The organism is Labrys wisconsinensis (assembly GCF_030814995.1).
In the GTDB taxonomy this organism is placed as follows: domain Bacteria; phylum Pseudomonadota; class Alphaproteobacteria; order Rhizobiales; family Labraceae; genus Labrys; species Labrys wisconsinensis.
Genome location: NZ_JAUSVX010000003.1, coordinates 14,935 through 33,479 on the forward strand (window position 1 = coordinate 14,935; position 18,545 = coordinate 33,479).

Below are 18,545 nucleotides of genomic sequence, written 5' to 3' on the forward strand. Positions count from 1 at the left end.
CCCCGGGTCGGACCGATGCGAGAGCGCCAATGTCGCAGCCGGAGCCGGTTTCCCCGTTTCCTCCCAGCCGGATCGAGCGGATCCTGCGGATCGCGTTCTGGGCCTTCAACGCCGTCATGGCCGTGGTGCTGATCGACCTGCTGCTCGGGGTGCAATGGCCGGCTCTCGACGACATGTCGGGCGATGCCTTCGACGGCATCGTGGCCGTCGGCTTCTCGCTCGCGATGTTCCTGGTCATCTGGCTGGCCGGCGCTCTCTGCCTCGGCCTGCTGGCGCGCCACCTGCGGCGCCGGCACCTCGATGCCCGCGATCCCACCCGGCCGCCGGGGGCGCAACATTCGAGATGACATCCGTCCAGAACTCGATTAGCTGGACTGCTCGTTGGTCCAGTTGCCGGTGAACGTCTTGGCGTCGACCTTCGCTCCGCTCCAGGAAGCCATCCACAAGCAGACGGCCAAGGAGATCATTCGCGACAAGCTCGTCTCGCTGATCGCCTCCGGCATCCTGCAGGTCGGCGACGAGCTGCCGAGCGAGCGGGAGCTGGCGGCCATGCTGTCGGTCAGCCGCGAGACGGTGCGCGGCGCCATCCAGCGCCTGGCCGGCGAAGGTGTCGTGCATGTCTCGCAGGGCGCGCGCACCCGCATCGCCACGGTCGACGTCGACGTGGCGGGCCAACGCATCGGCGTGACCAATCCCACGGCGATCAACGGCTACGACCTGGAATCCGTGCACGCGGCGCGGCTGCTGGTCGAGACCGCCGTCGTGGCCGACGCCGCGCTGCGCATGAGCCCCGAAGACGTCGCGCGGCTCGAGGCCTCGCTGGAGACCCAGCGCATGGCCCGCGAGGATCCCGTGCGCTTCATGATCTGCGACCGCGAGTTCCACCTGGCCATCTACTATGCCAGCGGCAACAAGCTGCTCGCCGATTTCGTGGTCGACCTCTACACCTACATGCTGGATCATCGCCGGACGGCGATGGGCAAGCCGGGCGCGATCGAGCGCAGCCTCGGCGATCATCGCGCCATCGTGGCGGCGCTGAGGCAGCGCGATCCCTCGGCGGTCGCCGCCGCCTTCCGCGAGCATATCCTGCGCATTCACGACACGACGCTCGCCGTCGGCCCGGCGCGACGGGGCGTCACGCCGCGATGACGCCGCGTCGGGCGAGGCCGACGGGGCGTCACGCCGCGATGACGCCGCGACCTTGCGCCGGGGAAGCCGGACAAGCACCGGGAATGGCCAAAATCTAGGCAATAAACGCTTGAAATATAGCCATTATTCCCTTGGTTGAAAATACTTGCACGTCCAGCATCTCTCGGCCACACTTCTCGCATGCTGACGGCCGTCCGCGACGCGATCGCGGATGAGCCAAGTCCAGCGGGGGACAGAACAACACAAGGGGTTGGGGCCATGACCTATCGGGCATGCCGGAACGGACTGGCGGCTGCGCTCGCGGCCGCGTTGCTGGCGGGCGCGCCGGGAACGGGACGCGCGGCGGCGCCGGAATCGAACGATCCGATCAAGATCGCGCTGTTCGACTGGACCAGCGTCAACCTCAACGCCAAGATCCTCGGCGGCATCCTGGAGAAGCTCGGCTACAGCGTCGAATATCCGACGGCCGACTATCTCTCCAGCCTGACCACCGGCCTGACCAATGGCGACCTCACGGTGGGCATGGAGTTCTGGGACACGACCGCCGGCGAGGCGATGAAGGCCTCCGACGCCACCGGCCAGACCGAGCGGCTGGGCAAGCTCGGGCCCAAGGCCAAGGAAGAGTGGTGGTATCCGCTCTACATGAAGGAGAAGTGCCCCGGCCTGCCCGACTGGCACGCCCTGCTCGACCCCAAATGCGCCGAGGCCTTCTCCACCCCGGACACGGCGCCCAAGGGCCGCTATCTCGGCGGGCCGGTGACCTGGGAAGGCTTCGACGACGAGCGCGTGGCGGCCTTGAAGCTGCCCTTCACCGTGATCCATGCCGGCACGGACGGCGCCATGTTCGCCGAGCTCGATTCGGCCTATCAGCGCCAGGCGCCGATCATGCTGTGGATCTACTCGCCGCACTGGGCTCCGGCCAAGTTCAAGGGCGAGTGGGTGCAGTTTCCCGAATATGAGCCGGCCTGCTACACCGACCCGAAATGGGGCGTGAATCCGGACGCCAAGTATGACTGCGGCAAGCCGCACGGCGAGATCTGGAAATATTCCTGGAAAGGCCTGAAGGACAAGTGGCCGGTCGCCTACAAGGTGGCCAAGGCCTATACGATCGACACCGACGAGCTCAACAAGATGAGCGGCGAGGTCGACCTGGACAACAAGACGATCGAAGACGTCGCCGCCGCCTGGATCGCCGCTCACGAGGCGGACTGGAAGGCCTGGGCGCAGTAGCGCAGCGAAGCGACGGGCCCGCCCGCGGCGGGCCCCTCCCCGACGCTCGACCCATGAGGCCTGCAGCCATGACGACGACCGCGGCTCCCGCCGCCACCCCCGCGGAGCGACCGGTCAAGCTCGCCTGCCGCGGCGTGTGGAAGCTGTTCGGCCCGCGCGGACCTGAGTTCCTGGCCGCGCGGGGCGGCCGCGCCACGCCGGCCGAGCTCGCCGCCGCCAACCTCGTCGCGGCAGTGCGCGAGGCCACCCTCACCGTCCGCGAGGGCGAGATCTTCATCATCATGGGCCTGTCGGGCTCGGGCAAGTCGACGCTGCTGCGCTGCCTGTCGCGCCTGATCGAGCCGACCGCCGGCGCGGTCGAGTTCGACGGCCGCGACCTGCTGGCCGCCGGCCCGGCGGAGCTGATCCAGCTGCGCCGCCACAAGATGGGCATGGTGTTCCAGAACTTCGCGCTGCTGCCGCATCTCACCGTGCTGGAGAACGTCGCCTTTCCCCTCGCCGTCCAGGGCGTGCCGCGCGCGGCCCGCACGGCGAGGGCGCAGGAAATGGTCGAGCTGGTCGGCCTGGCGCGGCGCGAGGGCGCCTATCCCCGCGAATTGTCGGGCGGCCAGCAGCAGCGCGTCGGCATCGCCCGGAGCCTGGCGGTCAAGCCCGAGCTCTGGTTCCTGGACGAGCCCTTCTCGGCGCTCGACCCGCTGATCCGCCGCGAGATGCAGGATGAATTGCTGCGCCTGCAGAAGGCGTTGAAGAAGACCATCGTCTTCATCACCCACGATTTCGACGAGGCGATCCGTCTCGCCGACCATGTGGCGATCATGAAGGACGGGGCCATCATCCAGATCGGCACGCCCGAGGACCTGGTGATGAGCCCGGCCACCGACTATGTCGCCGAGTTCACCCGCGACGTGCCGCGCGCCAAGGTGGCGTCCGCCGCCAGCCTGATGCGGCCGGCCTCTCACGGGCTCGTCCATGCCGCCAGTGTGGCGCGCGAGGCGAAGGTGGCGAGCTTCGCGGCCGAGATCGTCGCGGCCGGAGCGCCCTTCGGCGTGCGCGACGGGGCTGGCACGCTGGTCGGGGAGGTGACGCCGGCCGCCGTCGTCGCCCTGCTCGCCGGCGCGCCGGCCGGGAGGGCGGCGGCTTGACCAGCCTCGCCGACGCCCGCCCTCTGCCGGCGCGCCTGCCGCTCGGTCCCTGGCCGCTCGCCTGGATCGCGGCACTCGCCCTCACCCTCGGCCTCTATCTCGGCCGCGACACGCTCGCCTGGGCCAATCTCTGGCCCGACGACCACGTCGTGCCCTTCGCCCCATGGCTGACGGCGCTGATGGCCTGGATCAAGGCCAATCTGAGCTGGCTGACGCGCGGCATCACCGCGGTGCTCGACGTGCCGCTGCAAGTCGCCTTCGGCCTGATTGCCAAGGGCGCCAGGATCGGCACCGGCGCCGATGCGGTGGTGCTGCCCACCCTGTCCTGGGTCGGCATCGTCGCCGCTGCCGCCGTCGCCGGCCATGCCGCCGGCGGCTGGCGGCTCGCCGCCCTGGTCGGGGGCTGCCTCCTCTACATCGCCCTGTTCGGCCAATGGCAGTCGGCCATGCTGACGCTGGCGCTGATCCTCGTCGCGGTGCCGCTCTGCGTCCTCGCCGGCCTCGTCGTCGGCATCCGGGCCTGGCGATCACCGGCTCTCGAGCGCCTGGTGGTAACGCCGACCCTCGACCTGATGCAGACCATCCCGACCTTCGCCTATCTCCTGCCGATGCTGATCCTGTTCGGCAACAGCCCGGTCTCGGCGATGCTCGCCACCGCGATCTTCGCCACCCCGCCGATGGTGCGCGCCACCATCGTGGCGCTGCGGCGCGTGCCGGCCGAGCTCCGCGATTTCGGCGTGATGGCCGGCTGCACGCCGCGCCAGCAGCTCTGGCGCGTGCTGATCCCGACCGCCCGGCCGATGCTGATGCTCGGCGTCAACCAGGTGATCATGCTGGCGCTGAACATGGTGATCATCTCCTCGATGATCGGCGCCGGCGGGCTCGGCTACGACGTACTGCTGGCGCTCAGGGCGCTCAAGATCGGCCAGGGCATGGAGGCGGGCCTGGCCATCGTCGTGCTGGCCATCGCGCTCGACCGCCTGTCCCAGGCCTTCGCCCGCCGCCGGCCGGTGGCGGCCAGGCCCGGCGCCGGGCTCCTGGGGCACCACGCCCATCTCGCCCTGGCGCTCGCCGCCCTCGCGGTCACCACCCTGGCGAGCCTCGCCTTTCCCGCGCTGGCCAAGCTCCCGGCCTCGCTCACGGTCTCGACCGCGCCGCTGTGGAAGGCCGGCGTCGACTGGATCACGCAGCACTTCTTCGACACGATCGAGCTCTTCCGCGTCGCCCTGCTGGCCCATGTGCTCAACCCGGCCCGCGCCTTCTGCGAGAATTTTCCCTGGGCGGGCGCCGTGCTGCTGCTGGGACTGGCGGGCTACCGGCTCGGCGGGCTGCGCCTCGCCCTGCTGGCGACGGTGCTGACCACCTTCTGCGCCGCCACGGGACTGTGGCAGAAGACCATGGCGACGGTCTATCTCTGCGGCCTCTCGACCGTGGTCGCCGCGCTGATCGGCATCCCCATCGGCATCCTGTGCGCGCGCAGCGACCGGATCGACCGGCTGGTCGCCCCGGTCATCGACACGCTGCAGACGCTGCCCTCGTTCTGCTTCATCATCCCGGTGGTGATGCTGTTCCGGGTCGGCGACGTCACGGCGCTGATCGCCACGGTGGCCTTCGCGGTGGTGCCGGCGGTGCGCTACACCAATCACGGCCTGCGCCAGGTGCCGCCGGCGCTGACGGAGGCGGCCACCATGTCGGGCTGCACCCCGGCCCAGACCTTCTGGCGGGTGAAGCTGCCGATGGCGCTGCCCGAGATCATGCTCGGCCTCAACCAGACCATCCTCCTGTCGCTGAGCATGATCATCATCTGCGCCATGATCGGCACGCGCGACCTCGGCCAGGAAGTGTTCATCGCCCTGGCCAAGGCGGATGCCGGCCGCGGCCTCGTCGCGGGCCTGGCCATCGCCTGCATCGGCATCGTCGCCGACCGGCTGATCGGCGGCGCCGGCGCCCGGGCCCGCGCCCGGCTGGGATAGATCGTAAAACCCGATCCGAAACTAAGACCTTTGGGGGGACGCAATGCGCGGTATGAAAACCCTGGGCTGGCATATGTCCATTGCCGCCGTCTGCGTGATCGCCTTTGCCCTTGGTGCGAATGCGGGCGGCAGGGCTGTGAGGGAGAACGATCCCGCGGCCTGCAAGGAAAACCGCAAGGAATTCTGTCCGCAAAGCGTTCCTGGAAAAGCCGCTCCTTGCCTGCGCCAGCACATGGCCAAGCTCACCCTGGCCTGCCAGGCCAAGATCCGGGCCATCCCGCCGAAGTGATCAGACCGCTGTGCCCTATGGCACAGCCCGCGGGTCGCATTCTGGACCATCTGCGGTAGCCGGCTGCCTCGCGCGGCCGGGTTCAGGACCGCGGAGCCGGACGATGACCGAGTACGAATGCGCCGCCTGCTTCGGCAGCGGCATGCTGGCCGCGGGCGACGAGCTCTTTCCCGAGCTGGCCTGCCGGCATTGCGGCGGTGCCGGCTGCCTCGAGGATACGTCGACACCCCGCGAGCGCCCGTCGCCCGGGGCGCCCGGCGCTCTCGTCGAGCGCGGCGCTCACATCGTGGCGCCGACCTGCCAGGGCACGAACTCGTTGGTGCCGTAGCCGAGCGCCTCGGACTTGGAGGGCTCGCCCGAGGCGACCGCCAGGATCTTCTCGAAAATCTCGGCGCCCTTGTCCTGGATCGACACCCCGTCCAGCACGTCGCCGCAATTGATGTCCATGTCCTCCTCCATGCGGCGATACATGTCGGAATTGGTGGCGAGCTTGATCGAGGGCGTCGGCTTGCAGCCATAGGCCGAGCCGCGGCCGGTGGTGAAGCAGAGGATATTGGCCCCGCCCGCCACCTGGCCGGTGGCCGAGACCGGGTCGTAGCCGGGCGTGTCCATGAAGACGAAGCCCTTCTCCCGCACCTGCTCGGCATATTCGTAGACCGCGTTGAGCGTGGTCGTGCCGCCCTTGGCGGCGGCGCCGAGGGATTTCTCCAGGATGGTGGTGAGGCCGCCGGCCTTGTTGCCGGGGGAAGGATTGTTGTCCATCGAGCCGTCGTTCCTGGCGGTGTAGGCCTCCCACCACTTGATGCGCTCGATCAGCTTCTCCGCCACGGCCCGGTCACGGGCACGGCGGGTCAGGAGATGCTCGGCGCCGTAGATCTCCGGCGTCTCCGACAGGATGGCCGTGCCGCCGTGATGCACGAGGAGATCGGCCGCCGCCCCGAGCGCCGGATTGGCGGTGATGCCGGAATAGCCGTCAGAGCCGCCGCACTGCAGCGCCAGGATCAGCTCGGAAGCCGGGATGGTCTCGCGCTTGACCTGATTGACCAGCGGCAGCATGGCCTTGATGCGCTCGACCCCGGCCTCGATCGTCTTGCGGGTGCCGCCGGTGTCCTGGATGGTCATGGTCTGGAAATGATCGCCCTCGACGATGCGGTACTCGTCCTTCATCCGGCCGATCTGGAACACCTCGCAGCCGAGCCCGACCAGCAGCACGGCGCCGACATTCGGATTGGTGGCATAGCCCCACTGGGTCCGCTTCACCATCTCGAACCCTTCGCCCTTGGCCGCCATGCCGCAGCCGGTGCCGTGCACGAAGGGCACGACGCCGTCGACGTTCGGGAATTCCTTGAGGATGTCCGACTGGTTGAAGGCATCCGCCATGAAGCGGGCGACAGAGGCCGAGCAGTTGACGCTGGTCAGGATCGCCACGTAATTGCGCGTGCCGGCCGAGCCGTTCGGCCGGCGATAGCCCTGGAACGTCGCCTGCTTCTCCAGCGGCAGGATGTCCTCCGCGCGGGCATCCTGGCCGATGGCGTAATCGCGGTCGAAGGCGTGGAACACGCAGTTGTGGCTGTGGACATGGGCGCCCGGCGCGATCGGCTCGGAGGCAAAGCCGATGATCTGCCCGAACTTGACCACCGGCGCCCCTTCTGCGATCGGCGCCACCGCCATCTTGTGGCCCTTGGGCACGCGGGCCGTGGCGACGACGCCGTCGGGCAGCGGCGATCCCTGGTCGATCACGTCGACGGCCACCACGACATTGTCCCGCGGGTTGAGGCGCAGGGTGCGGGGCATGCGGGGAACGATGGTCATGATGTCAATCCTGGGGCGCGTGCTTTGACAGCTCGCTCAAACTGACTAACATGTTACTATGTCTGGCCAGGACAAGAAAGCCTTGAGTTACGAATTCCTGTCCCCTCTCGGTCTGACCAGTCGCGGCGGCACCACCGAGCGCGTCCAGGCCGTGCTGCGCGAGGCGATCGTCGATTCGGAGCTGGCGCCGGGCGCCTCGCTCGACAAGCAGGCGATCTGCGACCGGCTGGGCGTGTCCCGCTTCCCGGTCTCCGAGGCGCTGGGGCGGCTGCAGGCCGAAGGGCTGGTGGAGATCCTGCCCCAGCGGGGCACGCGCGTCACCCGCATCCGCATCGCCGACGTGCGCCAGAGCATCTTCATCCGCCGCGCTCTGGAGGCCGAGACGGTGCGCATGCTCGCCCGCGCCCCGGCGCCGGCGCTGGTCGCCGCGCTCGAGCGCAACATGCGCTACCAGCGCACCGCGGTCGAGGCGGAGGACCGGCGCGGCTTCCATGCGCTCGACCTGGAGTTCCACCAGATCCTGCTCGACGCGCTCGCCTATGGCCGGGTCAGGACCATCGTCGAGTCCGCCCGGGCGAGCCTGGAGCGCGTGCGGCGGCTGCTGACCTCGTCGCGGCGCATCGCCATGACGCTCGCCGAGCACGAGGCCGTCGTCGCCGCGCTGCTGGCCCGGGATGCCAGGGCCGCGGGCCAGGCGATGGAGACGCATCTCGACGCCGTCATCACCGAGCTCATCGCCGTGGCCTCGACCAAGCCCGGCCTGTTCGAAGATCTCTAAGAGCAAAGCGCGTTTGGACGGAAACGCTGCTTTGCTCCAACTCTTTGTTTCGACGCGTCTTTGCGATGCCTGGCGAGTCCGCCAAATCGCAAAACGCTTAGCTATCGACCACCACCACAGGGGACCAGCATGACCGCCCGATCCTTCGGCACGCGCGCCTTCACCTCTCGCCTCGGCGCGCGGCTCGACTTCACCGTGCTCGGCTTCGGCTCGGCCCCCGTCGCCAATCTCTACAGGGCGGTGAGCGAGGAGACGGCGGACCTCACCCTCACCGCCGCCTGGGACGTGGGCTGCCGTTACTTCGACACGGCGCCGCTCTACGGCCTGGGCCTGGCCGAGACCCGCCTCAACCGCTTCCTGCGCGGCAAGCCGCGCCAGGAGGTCGTCCTGTCGACGAAGGTCGGGCGCCTGCTCCGGCTCTGCCGGCCCGAGGAACGCACCGGCATCGGCAAGTTCTTCGACACGCCCTCGCGCCGGGAAGTGTTCGACTATTCCTATGACGGGGTGATGCGCTCGGTGGAGTTCTCGCTGGAGCGCCTCGGGGTCGATGCGATCGACATCCTCTACGCCCATGACGTCGACATCTTCACCCACGGCTCGAAGGAAGCGTCGGACCGGCGCATCGCCGAGCTGATGGACGGCGGCTACAGGGCGCTGGAGAAGCTGCGCGGCGAGGGCCTGGTCAAGGCGATCGGCGCCGGCATCAACGAATGGCAGGTCGCCGAGACGCTGGCCCGCGCCGGCGATTTCGACCTGTTCCTGCTGGCCGGCCGCTACACCCTCCTGGAGCAGGAGGCGCTGACCTCGTTCCTGCCGCTGTGCGTCGAGCGCGGCATCGGCGTCGTCCTGGGCGGGCCGTACAATTCGGGCATCCTCGCCAGCGGCCCGCGGCCCGGCGCCTTCTACAATTACGAGCCCGCGCCGGCGCATATCCTCGACCGCGTCGCCCGCATCGAACAGATCTGCGCCAGCCACAAGGTCCGCCTGGCCGAGGCGGCCTTGCGGTTCCCGCTCGGCCATCCCAACGTGGTGTCGGTCATCCCCGGCGGCCAGGCGGCGCACGAGGTGACGCGCAATGCCGAGATCATGGGCGCACAGATCCCGCAGGCGCTGTGGGAGGAGCTCAAGGCCGAGCGCCTCTTGCGCGAGGACGCCCCGGTGCCGGCCTGATCGCTGCGGCAGCAGGCCGCGATCGGGCGCGCCGGAGCGGCCCGCATGCGATCTACCGGATTGGTAGATCTATGTTTCCCGTGTAAATAACATATGCATTGCGTTATTTGTTCTAATTGACAAAACGAACGTGAACACCGATATCACGGATCAATTCCAAACTGGGTTTCGACAGATGCTCCACGCCGTCACTGCAAACCGCCTGGGAGATGGCCGCGTGGTCTTCCGCACCGTCGCCGGCGCCTGGACGCTCGCTCTCGACGAGGCGTTCCTGGCCGAGAGCGAAACGGCGGCGGGACCGGCGCTGGAGGCCGCCAGGCTCGACGGCGAGAACAACCTGATCGTCGATCCCTATGTGATCGAGGTCGACGGCTCGGGCCCCTCGCCCCGCCCGGCGCGGCTGCGCGAGGCGATCCGGGCCTTCGGGCCGACCATCGCCTATATGCCGCAGGCCCTGCTCCAGGCAGCCGAGTGAGAGGCGGGTCCGATGGGTGCGCTCTATCGCTATGACGAATTCGACGCCGCCTTCGTCCAGGCCCGCGTCGCCGAGTTCCGCGACCAGGTGGCGCGCCGCCTCAGCGGCGAGATCACCGAGGACGAGTTCAAGTCGCTGCGCCTGATGAACGGCGTCTACCTGCAACTGCACGCCTACATGCTGCGGATCGCCATTCCCTACGGCACGCTCTCCTCCCGCCAGCTGCGCCAGCTCGCCATGATCGGCCGCCGCTGGGACCGCAATTACGGCCATTTCACCACCCGCCAGAACCTGCAGTTCAACTGGGTGGCGCTGAAGGACGTCCCGGACGTGCTGGAAGCGCTGGCCGAGGTCGAGATGCATGCCATCCAGACCTCGGGCAACTGCATGCGCAACGTCACGGCGGACCATTTCGCCGGCGCCGCCGCCGATGAGATCGCCGACCCCAGGGTCTATGCCGAGATCATGCGGCAATGGTCGACCGCCCATCCCGAGCTCTCCTACCTGCCGCGCAAGTTCAAGGTCGCCATCACGGGCGCGCCGCAGGACCGCGCCGCGATCCAGGTGCACGACATCGGCTACCAGATCGTCCGCAATGACGCCGGCGAGCTCGGCTTCCGCGTCTTCGTCGGCGGCGGCCAGGGCCGCACGCCGATGATCGGCAAGGCGGTGCGCGACTTTCTGCCCGAAGCGGATCTCCTCACCTATACCGAGGCGATCATGCGCGTGTACAACCTCGAGGGGCGGCGCGACAACAAGTACAAGGCGCGCATCAAGATCCTCGTGCACGAGAAGGGCTTCGAGGCGATCCAGAGCGAGATCGAGGCGGAGTTCGCGGCGATCCGCGACGGCGCGCTCAAGCTGACGCGCGAATCCGTCGAGGACATGAAGCGCTATTTCATCGCCGGGCCGTTCGATACCGTCGCGTCCTCGCCGGTCTTCGACGCGGCCAAGGCCTCGGACCCGGCCTTCGCCGCCTGGGCCGCGGTCAACGTCACCGCCCACAAGGTGCCGGGCTACGGCATCGCCACCATCTCCCTGAAGCCGATCGGCGGCATTCCGGGCGACGCCACCTCCGAGCAGATGGAGCTCGTCGCCGACCTCGCCGACCGCTATTCCCTCGGCGAGATCCGCGTCAGCCACCTGCAGAACCTGATCCTGCCGCATGTCCGGCTGGACGACCTGCCGGCGCTGCACGCGGCACTGGCGTCCGCCGGCCTCGGCACCGCCAACGAAGGCCTGGTCACCGACATCATCGCCTGCCCTGGCCTCGACTATTGCTCGCTCGCCAATGCGCGGGCGATCCCGATCGCCCAGCGCCTGTCCGAGCGCTTCGGCGCCCCCGAGCGCCAGGCTGAGATCGGCCATCTGCCGATCAAGATCTCCGGCTGCATCAATGCCTGCGGCCATCACCATGTCGGCGCGATCGGCATTCTCGGCGTCGACCGCAAGGGCGTGGAGAACTACCAGATCACGCTCGGGGGATCGGCCCGCGAGGACTGCTCCATCGGCGCGCTCGTCGGTCCCGGCTTTTCCTACGACGGCATCGTCGATGCGGTGGAGACGGTGGTCGACACCTATCTCGGCCTGCGCCAGTCGCGGGAGGAGACGTTCCTGGAAGCCGTTCGCCGCGTCGGCCTCGCGCCGTTCAAGGAGGCCCTCTATGGACAGCGCGCCTGAGTTCGACATCGTGCTGGACGCCCCGCAGGCCGGGCCGGCGCCGGCAGAGGAGCCGGAGGCACGAGCCATCGCCCTCTCGGCCCAATATGCCGACGCCGATCCGGCGACGCTGCTGCGCGCGGCGATGGAGCTCTACAGGGGGCGGATCGCGCTCGTCTCCAGCTTCGGAGCGGAATCGGCCGTGCTGCTGCACATGGTGGCTGAGATCGACCAGTCCACCCCGGTGATCTTCCTGGATACCGGTCGCCTGTTCGCCCAGACGATCCTCTACCGCAACGAGCTGGCGCGTCGGCTCGGCCTGACCAACATCCAGACCGCCAGGCCCCATGCCTGGCGCCTGGCGCAGGAGGATCCGGACAAGCTCCTGTCCTACAGCCAGCCGGACCTGTGCTGCTGGATCCGCAAGGTGGAGCCGCTGGACGAGGCGCTGAGCCCCTATGACGCCTGGATCACCGGCCGCAAGCGCCATCAGGCCTCGACCCGGACCCAGCTCGCCCCGTTCGAGGCCGAGGCCGGCCGCGTCAAGGTCAACCCGCTGGCCGACTGGTCCTCGCGCGACGTCAACGCCTACCTCACCGCGCATGATCTGCCGCCGCATCCGCTGGTGGCCGACGGCTATCCCTCGATCGGCTGCGCCCCCTGCACCACCCGCGTCAGGGCGGGCGAGGACGCCCGCGCCGGACGCTGGCGCGGCAGCAGCAAGGTCGAGTGCGGCATCCACAAGCAGCCGATCGAGCGCCTGGGCAGCGGCATTTAAGGAGACGATCGTGGCTCTCTGGCAAAATGGCAGCTTCGCCGACGACGCCTATGCGACGGTGGCGGACGACGCGGCGCTGCCGGACGGCGCGGTGATCGTCTCGCTGCATCGCTTCCTGGCCGAGCGCGAGGCCTTGCTCGCCCGCAACACGCCGCTCGGCGTGCTGCTGCAGCCTTCGGACCGGATCGAGGCGATCGCCAACGACCTGCCGCGCCTGGCGCTGCTCGTGCTCGCCTTCCCGAAATTCGCCGACGGACGCGCCTTCTCGCTGGCGCGCCTCGCCCGCGAGCGCTGGGGCTTCCAAGGTGAATTGCGTGCCGTCGGCGACATCCTGTTCGACCGCATCGCCTATATGCGCCGTTGCGGCTTCGATTCCCTCGACATCGTCAACGAGCCGACGCTCGCGGCCCTGCGTGCCGGCCGCGTGCCCGGCGCGCACGAGCTCTACCAGCCGACCGGCCGGGACGGAGCGACCGGCAATGCGCTGCGGCCCTGGCGCCGGCGAGCGTGACGCCGGCCGTGTGCCGGCACATTTGTAGAGCTTTCGGAAAATTTGTTCAGGCCGGAGCGATTCCGGGCTTGCCGTCGCGTCGTCGCAGGCCGATGTAAGTGGGATGGTGAAGCGTCGGACCTCGAAGCCCCTCCCGGCCCTGTTCGTCGAGGCCGCGACCTCCGCCGTGGAGATCGGTCATGCGAGCGCCGTCACCATCGGGCATCGCCTGCCGATGCTGATGGCGATCCCGTTCTGGCCTCACGCCGACGCGATCCTCGAAGCCCAGCGCATGGTCACCGAGAAGGTCGCCGCCGCGGTCGAGGGCTCGATCGCCGCCTCGCGCGAGACCGGCGCGCTCATGACGCTCGCCGCCCTGGGTCAAGCCAATGCCGCCGACATGGCCGCCGGCTTCCTCACCATCGCCGTGGCGGCTGCGGGGCCGGCACGACGGCGCGCACGCGCCAACGCCCGGCGGCTCTCGCTCAAATAGCCTGGTCCGGCTCCGGCGGCACGCCGGCCGCCGCCTCCTTGTGCTGGCGCTCCAGCCGGCGATAGTGGCGCACGCCGAGCGGGATGGCGGCGAGGTAGAGGACGACCAGCGCCGTCAGCGTCTCCCAGGTGTAGAAGATCAACAAGAGCACCAGCGCCACCGCCAGGACGAACAGCGGCAGCACCCATTCGCGCGATACCCGCGCGCCGAGCTTCTTGCCGGAGAACGTGGGCACGCGCGATGCCGTCAGGAAGGCGATCAGCAGCACGTAGAGCAGCTCGACCGGCGCCATGGCCGGCGCATGGCGCAGGCCGAGAAAGTCGAGATAGATCGGCAGCAGCACCGACAGCGCGCCGGCCGGCGCCGGCATGCCGACGAAGAAATTCGACTGGAACGGCGGCCGGTTGGGATCGGTCAGCATGACGTTGAAGCGGGCCAGCCGCAGCACCATGCACATGGCGAAGACCAGCACGGCGATCCAGCCGAGGGACCGCAGGTCGTGCAGCCCCCAGAAATACAGGACGATCGCCGGCACCACGCCGAAATTGACGAAGTCGGCGAGGGAATCGAGCTCGGCACCGAAACGCGACGTGCCCTGGAGGTAGCGGGCGAGCCGCCCGTCGATGCCGTCGAGGAAGGCGGCCGCGACGATGCAGCCGACCGCAAGCTCGAGCCGCCCCTCGATCGCCAGCCGGATCGCGGTCATGCCGGCGCACAGCGCCAGCAGCGTCACCAGGTTGGGGATCAGGATGCGGAGCGGGATGGCCCGGAAGCGCCGCCCCCGGCCGCGCGGCTCCTCGGGCTCGAAGGACGGGAACAGGGGGTCCATGCCGATCCTCCCGGCTCAGCCGACCCTGTGGGTCAGCTGCGGCATGATCGCCTTGGCGTCGGCGAGGATGGTCTCGCCGGCCACGGCCTTCTGGCCGACGCCGACCAGCGGCCGCACACCTTCGGGAAGATACACGTCGACCCGCGAGCCGAAGCGGATCATGCCGATCCGGTCGCCGGCCGAGACATGCTCGCCCTCGCGCGACCAGACCACGATGCGCCGCGCCACCAGGCCGGCGATCTGCACCACGCCGTAGCGCGCGCCCTCGTTCTCGATGATGAAGCCGTTGCGCTCGTTGTCCTCGCTCGCCTTGTCGAGATCGGCGTTGAGGAACTTGCCGGGCTTGTAGGCGATCCTGGTGATCGTGCCGCCGACCGGGCTGCGGTTCACGTGGCAGTCGAACACGTTCATGAACACCGAGACGCGCAGCAGCGGCCGGTCCGCCAGGCCGAGCTCGGGCGGCGGCAGGGCATTGGCGATCTGGCTGACGACGCCGTCCGCCGGCGACACCACCAGGCCCTCGCGCACCGGGGTGACGCGCGGCGGGTCGCGGAAGAAATAGGCGACCCAGGCGAGGAGAATCAGGAACGGCCAGAACAGCCAGCCGGCGATCCAGGTGCCGACGAGGAGAAGCACGGCCGCGACCGCCAGAAACGGATAGCCCTCCCGGTTGATCGGGACGAGCACATTGCGGATCGACGAGACGACGGACATCGGGCCTTCCGGGTTGAGGTCGAGGGATGGGTAGCCGAAACCCGGGGCGATGACCAGAGCGGGCGCTCGGGAGCGGAAATCACCGCAATCGCGACAGCCCTTCCCCCCGTTATCGGCGATGGGAAGCGACCGCGCCGGTATGCCTGCTCGCCGCTTGTGCAACCCGCGGAGGGTGCTAAAGTCCTAGGCAACAACAAAACCAGCAGGGGTGTGCGAGTGCCGGATGGAACCGCAGGCGACGTATCGACGCGGACGGAAGTGGTGCGCCTGGAGGCGATCCACAAGAGCTTCGGCCTGCTCGAGGTGCTCAAGGGCGTGTCGCTGACGGCTCGCGAGGGCGACGTCGTCGCCCTGATCGGCGCCTCCGGCTCGGGCAAGAGCACGCTGCTGCGCTGCACCAACATGCTGGAAGTGCCGACCTCCGGGCGGGTGGTGATCAGCGGCGAGGAGATTCGGCTGAAGCCGGCCGCGGGCGGTCAGATGGCGGTCGCCGACGCCCACCAGCTGCAGCGCGTGCGCGCCCGCCTCGGCATGGTGTTCCAGAGCTTCAACCTCTGGGCCCACCGCACGGTGATCGAGAATGTCATCGAGGCGCCGGTGCACGTGCTGAAGGAGCCGAAGGCCGAGGCGACCGAGCGGGCGGAGGCCCTGCTGCACAAGGTCGGCCTCTACGCCAAGAAGGACGTCTACCCCGCCTTTCTCTCCGGCGGCCAGCAGCAACGCGCCGCCATCGCCCGCGCCCTGGCGCTGCGGCCGCAGGTCATGCTGTTCGACGAGCCGACCTCCGCGCTCGATCCCGAGCTGGTCGGCGAGGTGCTGAAGGTGATCCGCGACATCGCCGCGGAAGGACGCACCATGATCCTCGTCACCCATGAGATGGCTTTCGCCCGCGACGTCGCCAACCATGTCGCCTTTCTGCACCAGGGACAGATCGAGGAGGAAGGACCGCCCCAGAAAGTGTTCGGCACGCCCGACAGCGAGCGTTGCCGCCAGTTCGTCAACGCACGCAAGCATTGAGGCCGTCCGCGCCCGGGCTCGGACGCGCGGGGGACGGACCCAACGAGAAACAACGACGACCCAACCAACCAGCAGGACCAACGTGATGGGCATTTTCAACAGGACGACACTGGCCGCCGCGGCCATCCTCATCGGCGCCGCCTTCGGTCCGGCCACGGCAGCTTCGCTGAAGTTCAGCGTCGCGGCCGAGCCCTATCCGCCCTTCGCCTCCAAGAACGCCGCCGGCGTGTGGGAAGGCTTCGAGGTCGACCTCGCCAAGGCGATCTGCAAGGCCGGCAGCATGGATTGCGAGATCGTCGAGACGGCCTGGGACGGCATCATCCCCGCCCTCCTGGCCAAGAAGATCGACGTGATCTTCGCCTCGATGTCGATCACCGACGAGCGCTCGAAGACCATCGCCTTCTCGATTCCCTACTACAACACGCCGCCGGCCTGGATCGCCGACAAGTCCACCCAGCTCACGCTGACGCCGGAGGGCCTGAAGGGCAAGACGATCGGCGTGCAGATCGGCACGATCCATCTCGATTACGCCAACAAATATTACGGCGCCGGCTCGACCGTCAAAACCTACCAGACCCAGGACGAGGCCAACTCGGACCTGGCGGCCGGGCGCATCGACGTCGCCCTGGCGGACTCGGCCGCGCTCGACGCCTTCCTCGACTCCGATGCCGGCAAGTGCTGCGAGACCAAGGGCTATGCCGACAAGAACGACCCGATCTTCGGCACCGGCGTCGGCGCAGGCCTGCGCAAGGAGGACACCGAGCTCAAGGCCAAGATCGATGCGGCCATCGCCGCCGTCTACAAGAGCGGCGAGTACGAGACGATCGAGAAGAAGTACTTCAAGTACGACATCGGCACGCCGCCCAAGAGCTGAGCCCGGCCGCGCCGGCGCCATGCGCGCTCGCAACCACACCTGACGCCCCTCCCGTTCCCCTCGGCGGGGAACGGGCCCCGGTCGGCTGACCCGCGAGGCAAGGACAGTCCCCGCCCATGGCCACATTCCTCGACCTGCTCGCCTGGGGCGACACCGGCTGGAGCAGGGCTCTGGTCGGCGGCGCGCTCGTCACGATCGAGATTTCCGCCATCGCCTTTCCGATCGGCATCCTGGTCGGCGGCGCCGCCGCCTGGGCCAAGATGCAGGGGCCGGCCTGGCTCGCGGCGCTCGCCCGCGGCTACACCACGATCTGCCGCTCGGTGCCGGACCTCCTCCTGATCCTGCTGCTCTACTATGCCGGCCAGTCGCTGCTCAACGCGTTGCTGGCCCTGCTCGGCTTCGGCGACGTCGGCATTTCCGGCTTCGCTGCCGCCACCGTCGTGCTCGGGCTGGTGCAGGGCGCCTATGCTTCGGAGATCCTGCGCGGCTCCGTGCTGGCCATCCCGAGGGGCCAGACCGAGGCCGCCCGCGCCTATGGGTTCCACGGCCTCAGCCTGTTCCGGCGCGTCACCGTGCCCGCCATCATCCCCTATGCGCTGCCGGGCCTGGCCAATCTGTGGATGGTGATCCTGAAGGATTCGGCCCTGATCAGCGTGGTGGGCACGAGCGAGCTCCTGTTCACCGCGCGCCAGGCGGCGGGGGGCACGAAATATTATCTCGGCTTCTATCTCGTGGCGGCGGCGCTCTACTACGCGATCACGCTCCTGTCGAATATCGGCATCCGGATGATCGAAGCCCGGATCGGCCGCTGGATGCCGAGGAGCGCATGACCTTCGCCTGGCTCGAAGTCTACGGCCATTATTTCGTCTGGGGGACGGTGATCACCATCCTCCTGCTGTTCTGGTCCGCGCTGCTGGGCTTTCCCCTGGCGGTCCTGCTGGGCCTCGGCCGTATCTCCAGGAATCCGCTGGTGAACGGCCCCTGCCTCGCCGTCACCTCGGTGATCCGCGGCACGCCGCTGCTGGTGCAGATCTACGTGATCTACTACGGCCTCGGCGACGTCTTCGGCCGCACCCCCTGGATCCGGCAGAGCTTCGTCTTCCCCTATCTGCGCGATGCCTTCTGGTACGTGGTGGTGGCGCTGACCATCTCCACCGGCGCCTATGTCGGCGAGATCATCCGCGGTGCGCTCCTGGCGGTGCCCCGCGGCGAGATCGAGGCGGCGCGGGCCTACGGCTTCCACGGCTGGCCGCTGCTGCGCCGGGTCTGGCTGCCGCGTGCCCTGCAGTCGATCCTGCCGACGCTGGCCGGCGAGACGGTGCTCCTGCTGAAGGCGACGGCGCTCGGATCGGTGGTCACCATCGTCGACGTCCTCGGCGCGGCCGGCGTGGTCAAGGCGCAGACCTACCGCGTCTACGAGCCGCTGCTGCTGGCCGCCGTGATCTACTATCTCATCACCATGGTCATCGAATACGGCTTCCGCCGGCTGGAGCGCCGCTACGCCCGGGCCTATCGGGCGGCGTAGCGCTTCGACGCCTCGTGGTTCGGCGCCCGCGGCGGGATACCGCCGTACGAAGCATTTTGGACGCCCTATAATATATAAAATATATGGACTAAATATGTTTTTGACCTTAGCGTCCAACCTCCCCGGCATTCCGGGAATCACAAGGGAA

At 68.7% G+C, this 18,545-nt stretch carries 21 protein-coding genes; 18 read left to right on the plus strand and 3 right to left on the minus strand.

Going from position 1 to position 18,545, the window contains the following annotated elements; all coding sequences use genetic code 11:
• The first annotated feature begins 29 nt into the window (after positions 1-29).
• From QO011_RS09975 to QO011_RS10005, 7 genes are all read left to right on the plus strand, one after another.
• Positions 30-347 carry a hypothetical protein gene (locus QO011_RS09975; RefSeq protein ID WP_307271035.1) on the plus strand — a complete coding sequence of 106 codons (318 nt, stop codon included), beginning with the start codon at positions 30-32 and terminating at the stop codon, positions 345-347.
• A 58-nt stretch (positions 348-405) separates the two neighbouring features.
• On the plus strand, positions 406-1,149 hold the full coding sequence (locus QO011_RS09980) for a FadR/GntR family transcriptional regulator (protein WP_307271037.1): 744 nt from the start codon (positions 406-408) through the stop codon (positions 1,147-1,149).
• A 258-nt stretch (positions 1,150-1,407) separates the two neighbouring features.
• A complete protein-coding gene (locus QO011_RS09985; RefSeq protein WP_307271039.1) occupies positions 1,408-2,379 on the plus strand; it encodes an ABC transporter substrate-binding protein in 972 nt (323 codons plus the stop codon).
• Positions 2,380-2,447: 68 nt separating this feature from the next.
• Entirely contained in the window at positions 2,448-3,521 is a 1,074-nt protein-coding gene (locus tag QO011_RS09990) for a quaternary amine ABC transporter ATP-binding protein (RefSeq protein WP_307271042.1), read from the plus strand.
• 23 nt (positions 3,522-3,544) lie between these two features.
• Positions 3,545-5,494, plus strand: a complete 1,950-nt coding sequence (locus QO011_RS09995) for an ABC transporter permease (RefSeq protein ID WP_307272320.1) — start codon at positions 3,545-3,547, stop codon at positions 5,492-5,494.
• Between the two features lie 43 nt (positions 5,495-5,537).
• A complete protein-coding gene (locus tag QO011_RS10000) occupies positions 5,538-5,783 on the plus strand; it encodes a hypothetical protein (protein ID WP_307271044.1) in 246 nt (81 codons plus the stop codon).
• A gap of 103 nt (positions 5,784-5,886) precedes the next feature.
• Entirely contained in the window at positions 5,887-6,111 is a 225-nt protein-coding gene (locus QO011_RS10005) for a hypothetical protein (protein ID WP_307271046.1), read from the plus strand.
• On the opposite strand, the gene QO011_RS10010 is transcribed toward QO011_RS10005, so the two are convergent.
• Positions 6,063-7,595: a UxaA family hydrolase gene (locus tag QO011_RS10010; protein ID WP_307271049.1), complete on the minus strand. Its 1,533-nt coding sequence runs from the start codon at positions 7,593-7,595 to the stop codon at positions 6,063-6,065. The two genes, QO011_RS10005 and QO011_RS10010, sit on opposite strands and share 49 nt — an antisense overlap.
• Before the next feature lie 82 nt (positions 7,596-7,677).
• Here QO011_RS10010 and QO011_RS10015 point away from each other — a divergent pair, with 82 nt between their 5' ends.
• From QO011_RS10015 to QO011_RS10045, 7 genes are all read left to right on the plus strand, one after another.
• A complete protein-coding gene (locus QO011_RS10015; RefSeq protein ID WP_307271052.1) occupies positions 7,678-8,373 on the plus strand; it encodes a GntR family transcriptional regulator in 696 nt (231 codons plus the stop codon).
• 129 nt (positions 8,374-8,502) lie between these two features.
• Positions 8,503-9,543 carry an aldo/keto reductase gene (locus QO011_RS10020; protein ID WP_307271054.1) on the plus strand — a complete coding sequence of 347 codons (1,041 nt, stop codon included), beginning with the start codon at positions 8,503-8,505 and terminating at the stop codon, positions 9,541-9,543.
• 175 nt (positions 9,544-9,718) lie between these two features.
• Positions 9,719-10,018, plus strand: a complete 300-nt coding sequence (locus tag QO011_RS10025) for a DUF2849 domain-containing protein (RefSeq protein ID WP_307271057.1) — start codon at positions 9,719-9,721, stop codon at positions 10,016-10,018.
• Positions 10,019-10,030: 12 nt separating this feature from the next.
• A complete protein-coding gene (locus tag QO011_RS10030; protein ID WP_307271060.1) occupies positions 10,031-11,698 on the plus strand; it encodes a nitrite/sulfite reductase in 1,668 nt (555 codons plus the stop codon).
• Entirely contained in the window at positions 11,682-12,455 is a 774-nt protein-coding gene (locus QO011_RS10035; RefSeq protein ID WP_307271063.1) for a phosphoadenylyl-sulfate reductase, read from the plus strand. The genes QO011_RS10030 and QO011_RS10035 overlap by 17 nt, the downstream gene beginning before the upstream one ends.
• Before the next feature lie 10 nt (positions 12,456-12,465).
• A complete protein-coding gene (locus QO011_RS10040) occupies positions 12,466-12,966 on the plus strand; it encodes a DUF934 domain-containing protein (RefSeq protein WP_307271065.1) in 501 nt (166 codons plus the stop codon).
• Between the two features lie 103 nt (positions 12,967-13,069).
• Positions 13,070-13,438 (plus strand): hypothetical protein, encoded by a 369-nt coding sequence (locus QO011_RS10045; protein WP_307271068.1) that lies wholly within the window; start codon positions 13,070-13,072, stop codon positions 13,436-13,438.
• Here QO011_RS10045 and pssA read toward each other — a convergent pair.
• Both pssA and QO011_RS10055 read right to left on the minus strand, forming a co-directional pair.
• Positions 13,431-14,267 carry a CDP-diacylglycerol--serine O-phosphatidyltransferase gene (gene pssA, locus QO011_RS10050; protein WP_307271071.1) on the minus strand — a complete coding sequence of 279 codons (837 nt, stop codon included), beginning with the start codon at positions 14,265-14,267 and terminating at the stop codon, positions 13,431-13,433. The two genes, QO011_RS10045 and pssA, sit on opposite strands and share 8 nt — an antisense overlap.
• 15 nt (positions 14,268-14,282) lie before the next feature.
• Positions 14,283-14,981 carry a phosphatidylserine decarboxylase gene (locus QO011_RS10055; protein ID WP_307271074.1) on the minus strand — a complete coding sequence of 233 codons (699 nt, stop codon included), beginning with the start codon at positions 14,979-14,981 and terminating at the stop codon, positions 14,283-14,285.
• 258 nt (positions 14,982-15,239) lie between these two features.
• Between QO011_RS10055 and QO011_RS10060 the strand changes: the two genes are divergently transcribed.
• The 4 genes from QO011_RS10060 to QO011_RS10075 all read left to right on the plus strand — a co-directional run bounded on the left by QO011_RS10060 (position 15,240) and on the right by QO011_RS10075 (position 18,397).
• Positions 15,240-15,998, plus strand: a complete 759-nt coding sequence (locus tag QO011_RS10060; protein ID WP_370881945.1) for an ABC transporter ATP-binding protein — start codon at positions 15,240-15,242, stop codon at positions 15,996-15,998.
• 85 nt (positions 15,999-16,083) lie between these two features.
• Positions 16,084-16,872 carry a transporter substrate-binding domain-containing protein gene (locus tag QO011_RS10065; protein ID WP_307271077.1) on the plus strand — a complete coding sequence of 263 codons (789 nt, stop codon included), beginning with the start codon at positions 16,084-16,086 and terminating at the stop codon, positions 16,870-16,872.
• A 116-nt stretch (positions 16,873-16,988) separates the two neighbouring features.
• Positions 16,989-17,702: an ABC transporter permease gene (locus QO011_RS10070; protein ID WP_307271081.1), complete on the plus strand. Its 714-nt coding sequence runs from the start codon at positions 16,989-16,991 to the stop codon at positions 17,700-17,702.
• Positions 17,699-18,397: an ABC transporter permease gene (locus QO011_RS10075; protein WP_307271084.1), complete on the plus strand. Its 699-nt coding sequence runs from the start codon at positions 17,699-17,701 to the stop codon at positions 18,395-18,397. Before QO011_RS10070 ends, QO011_RS10075 begins: the two co-directional genes overlap by 4 nt.
• The last annotated feature ends 148 nt before the right edge of the window (positions 18,398-18,545 follow it).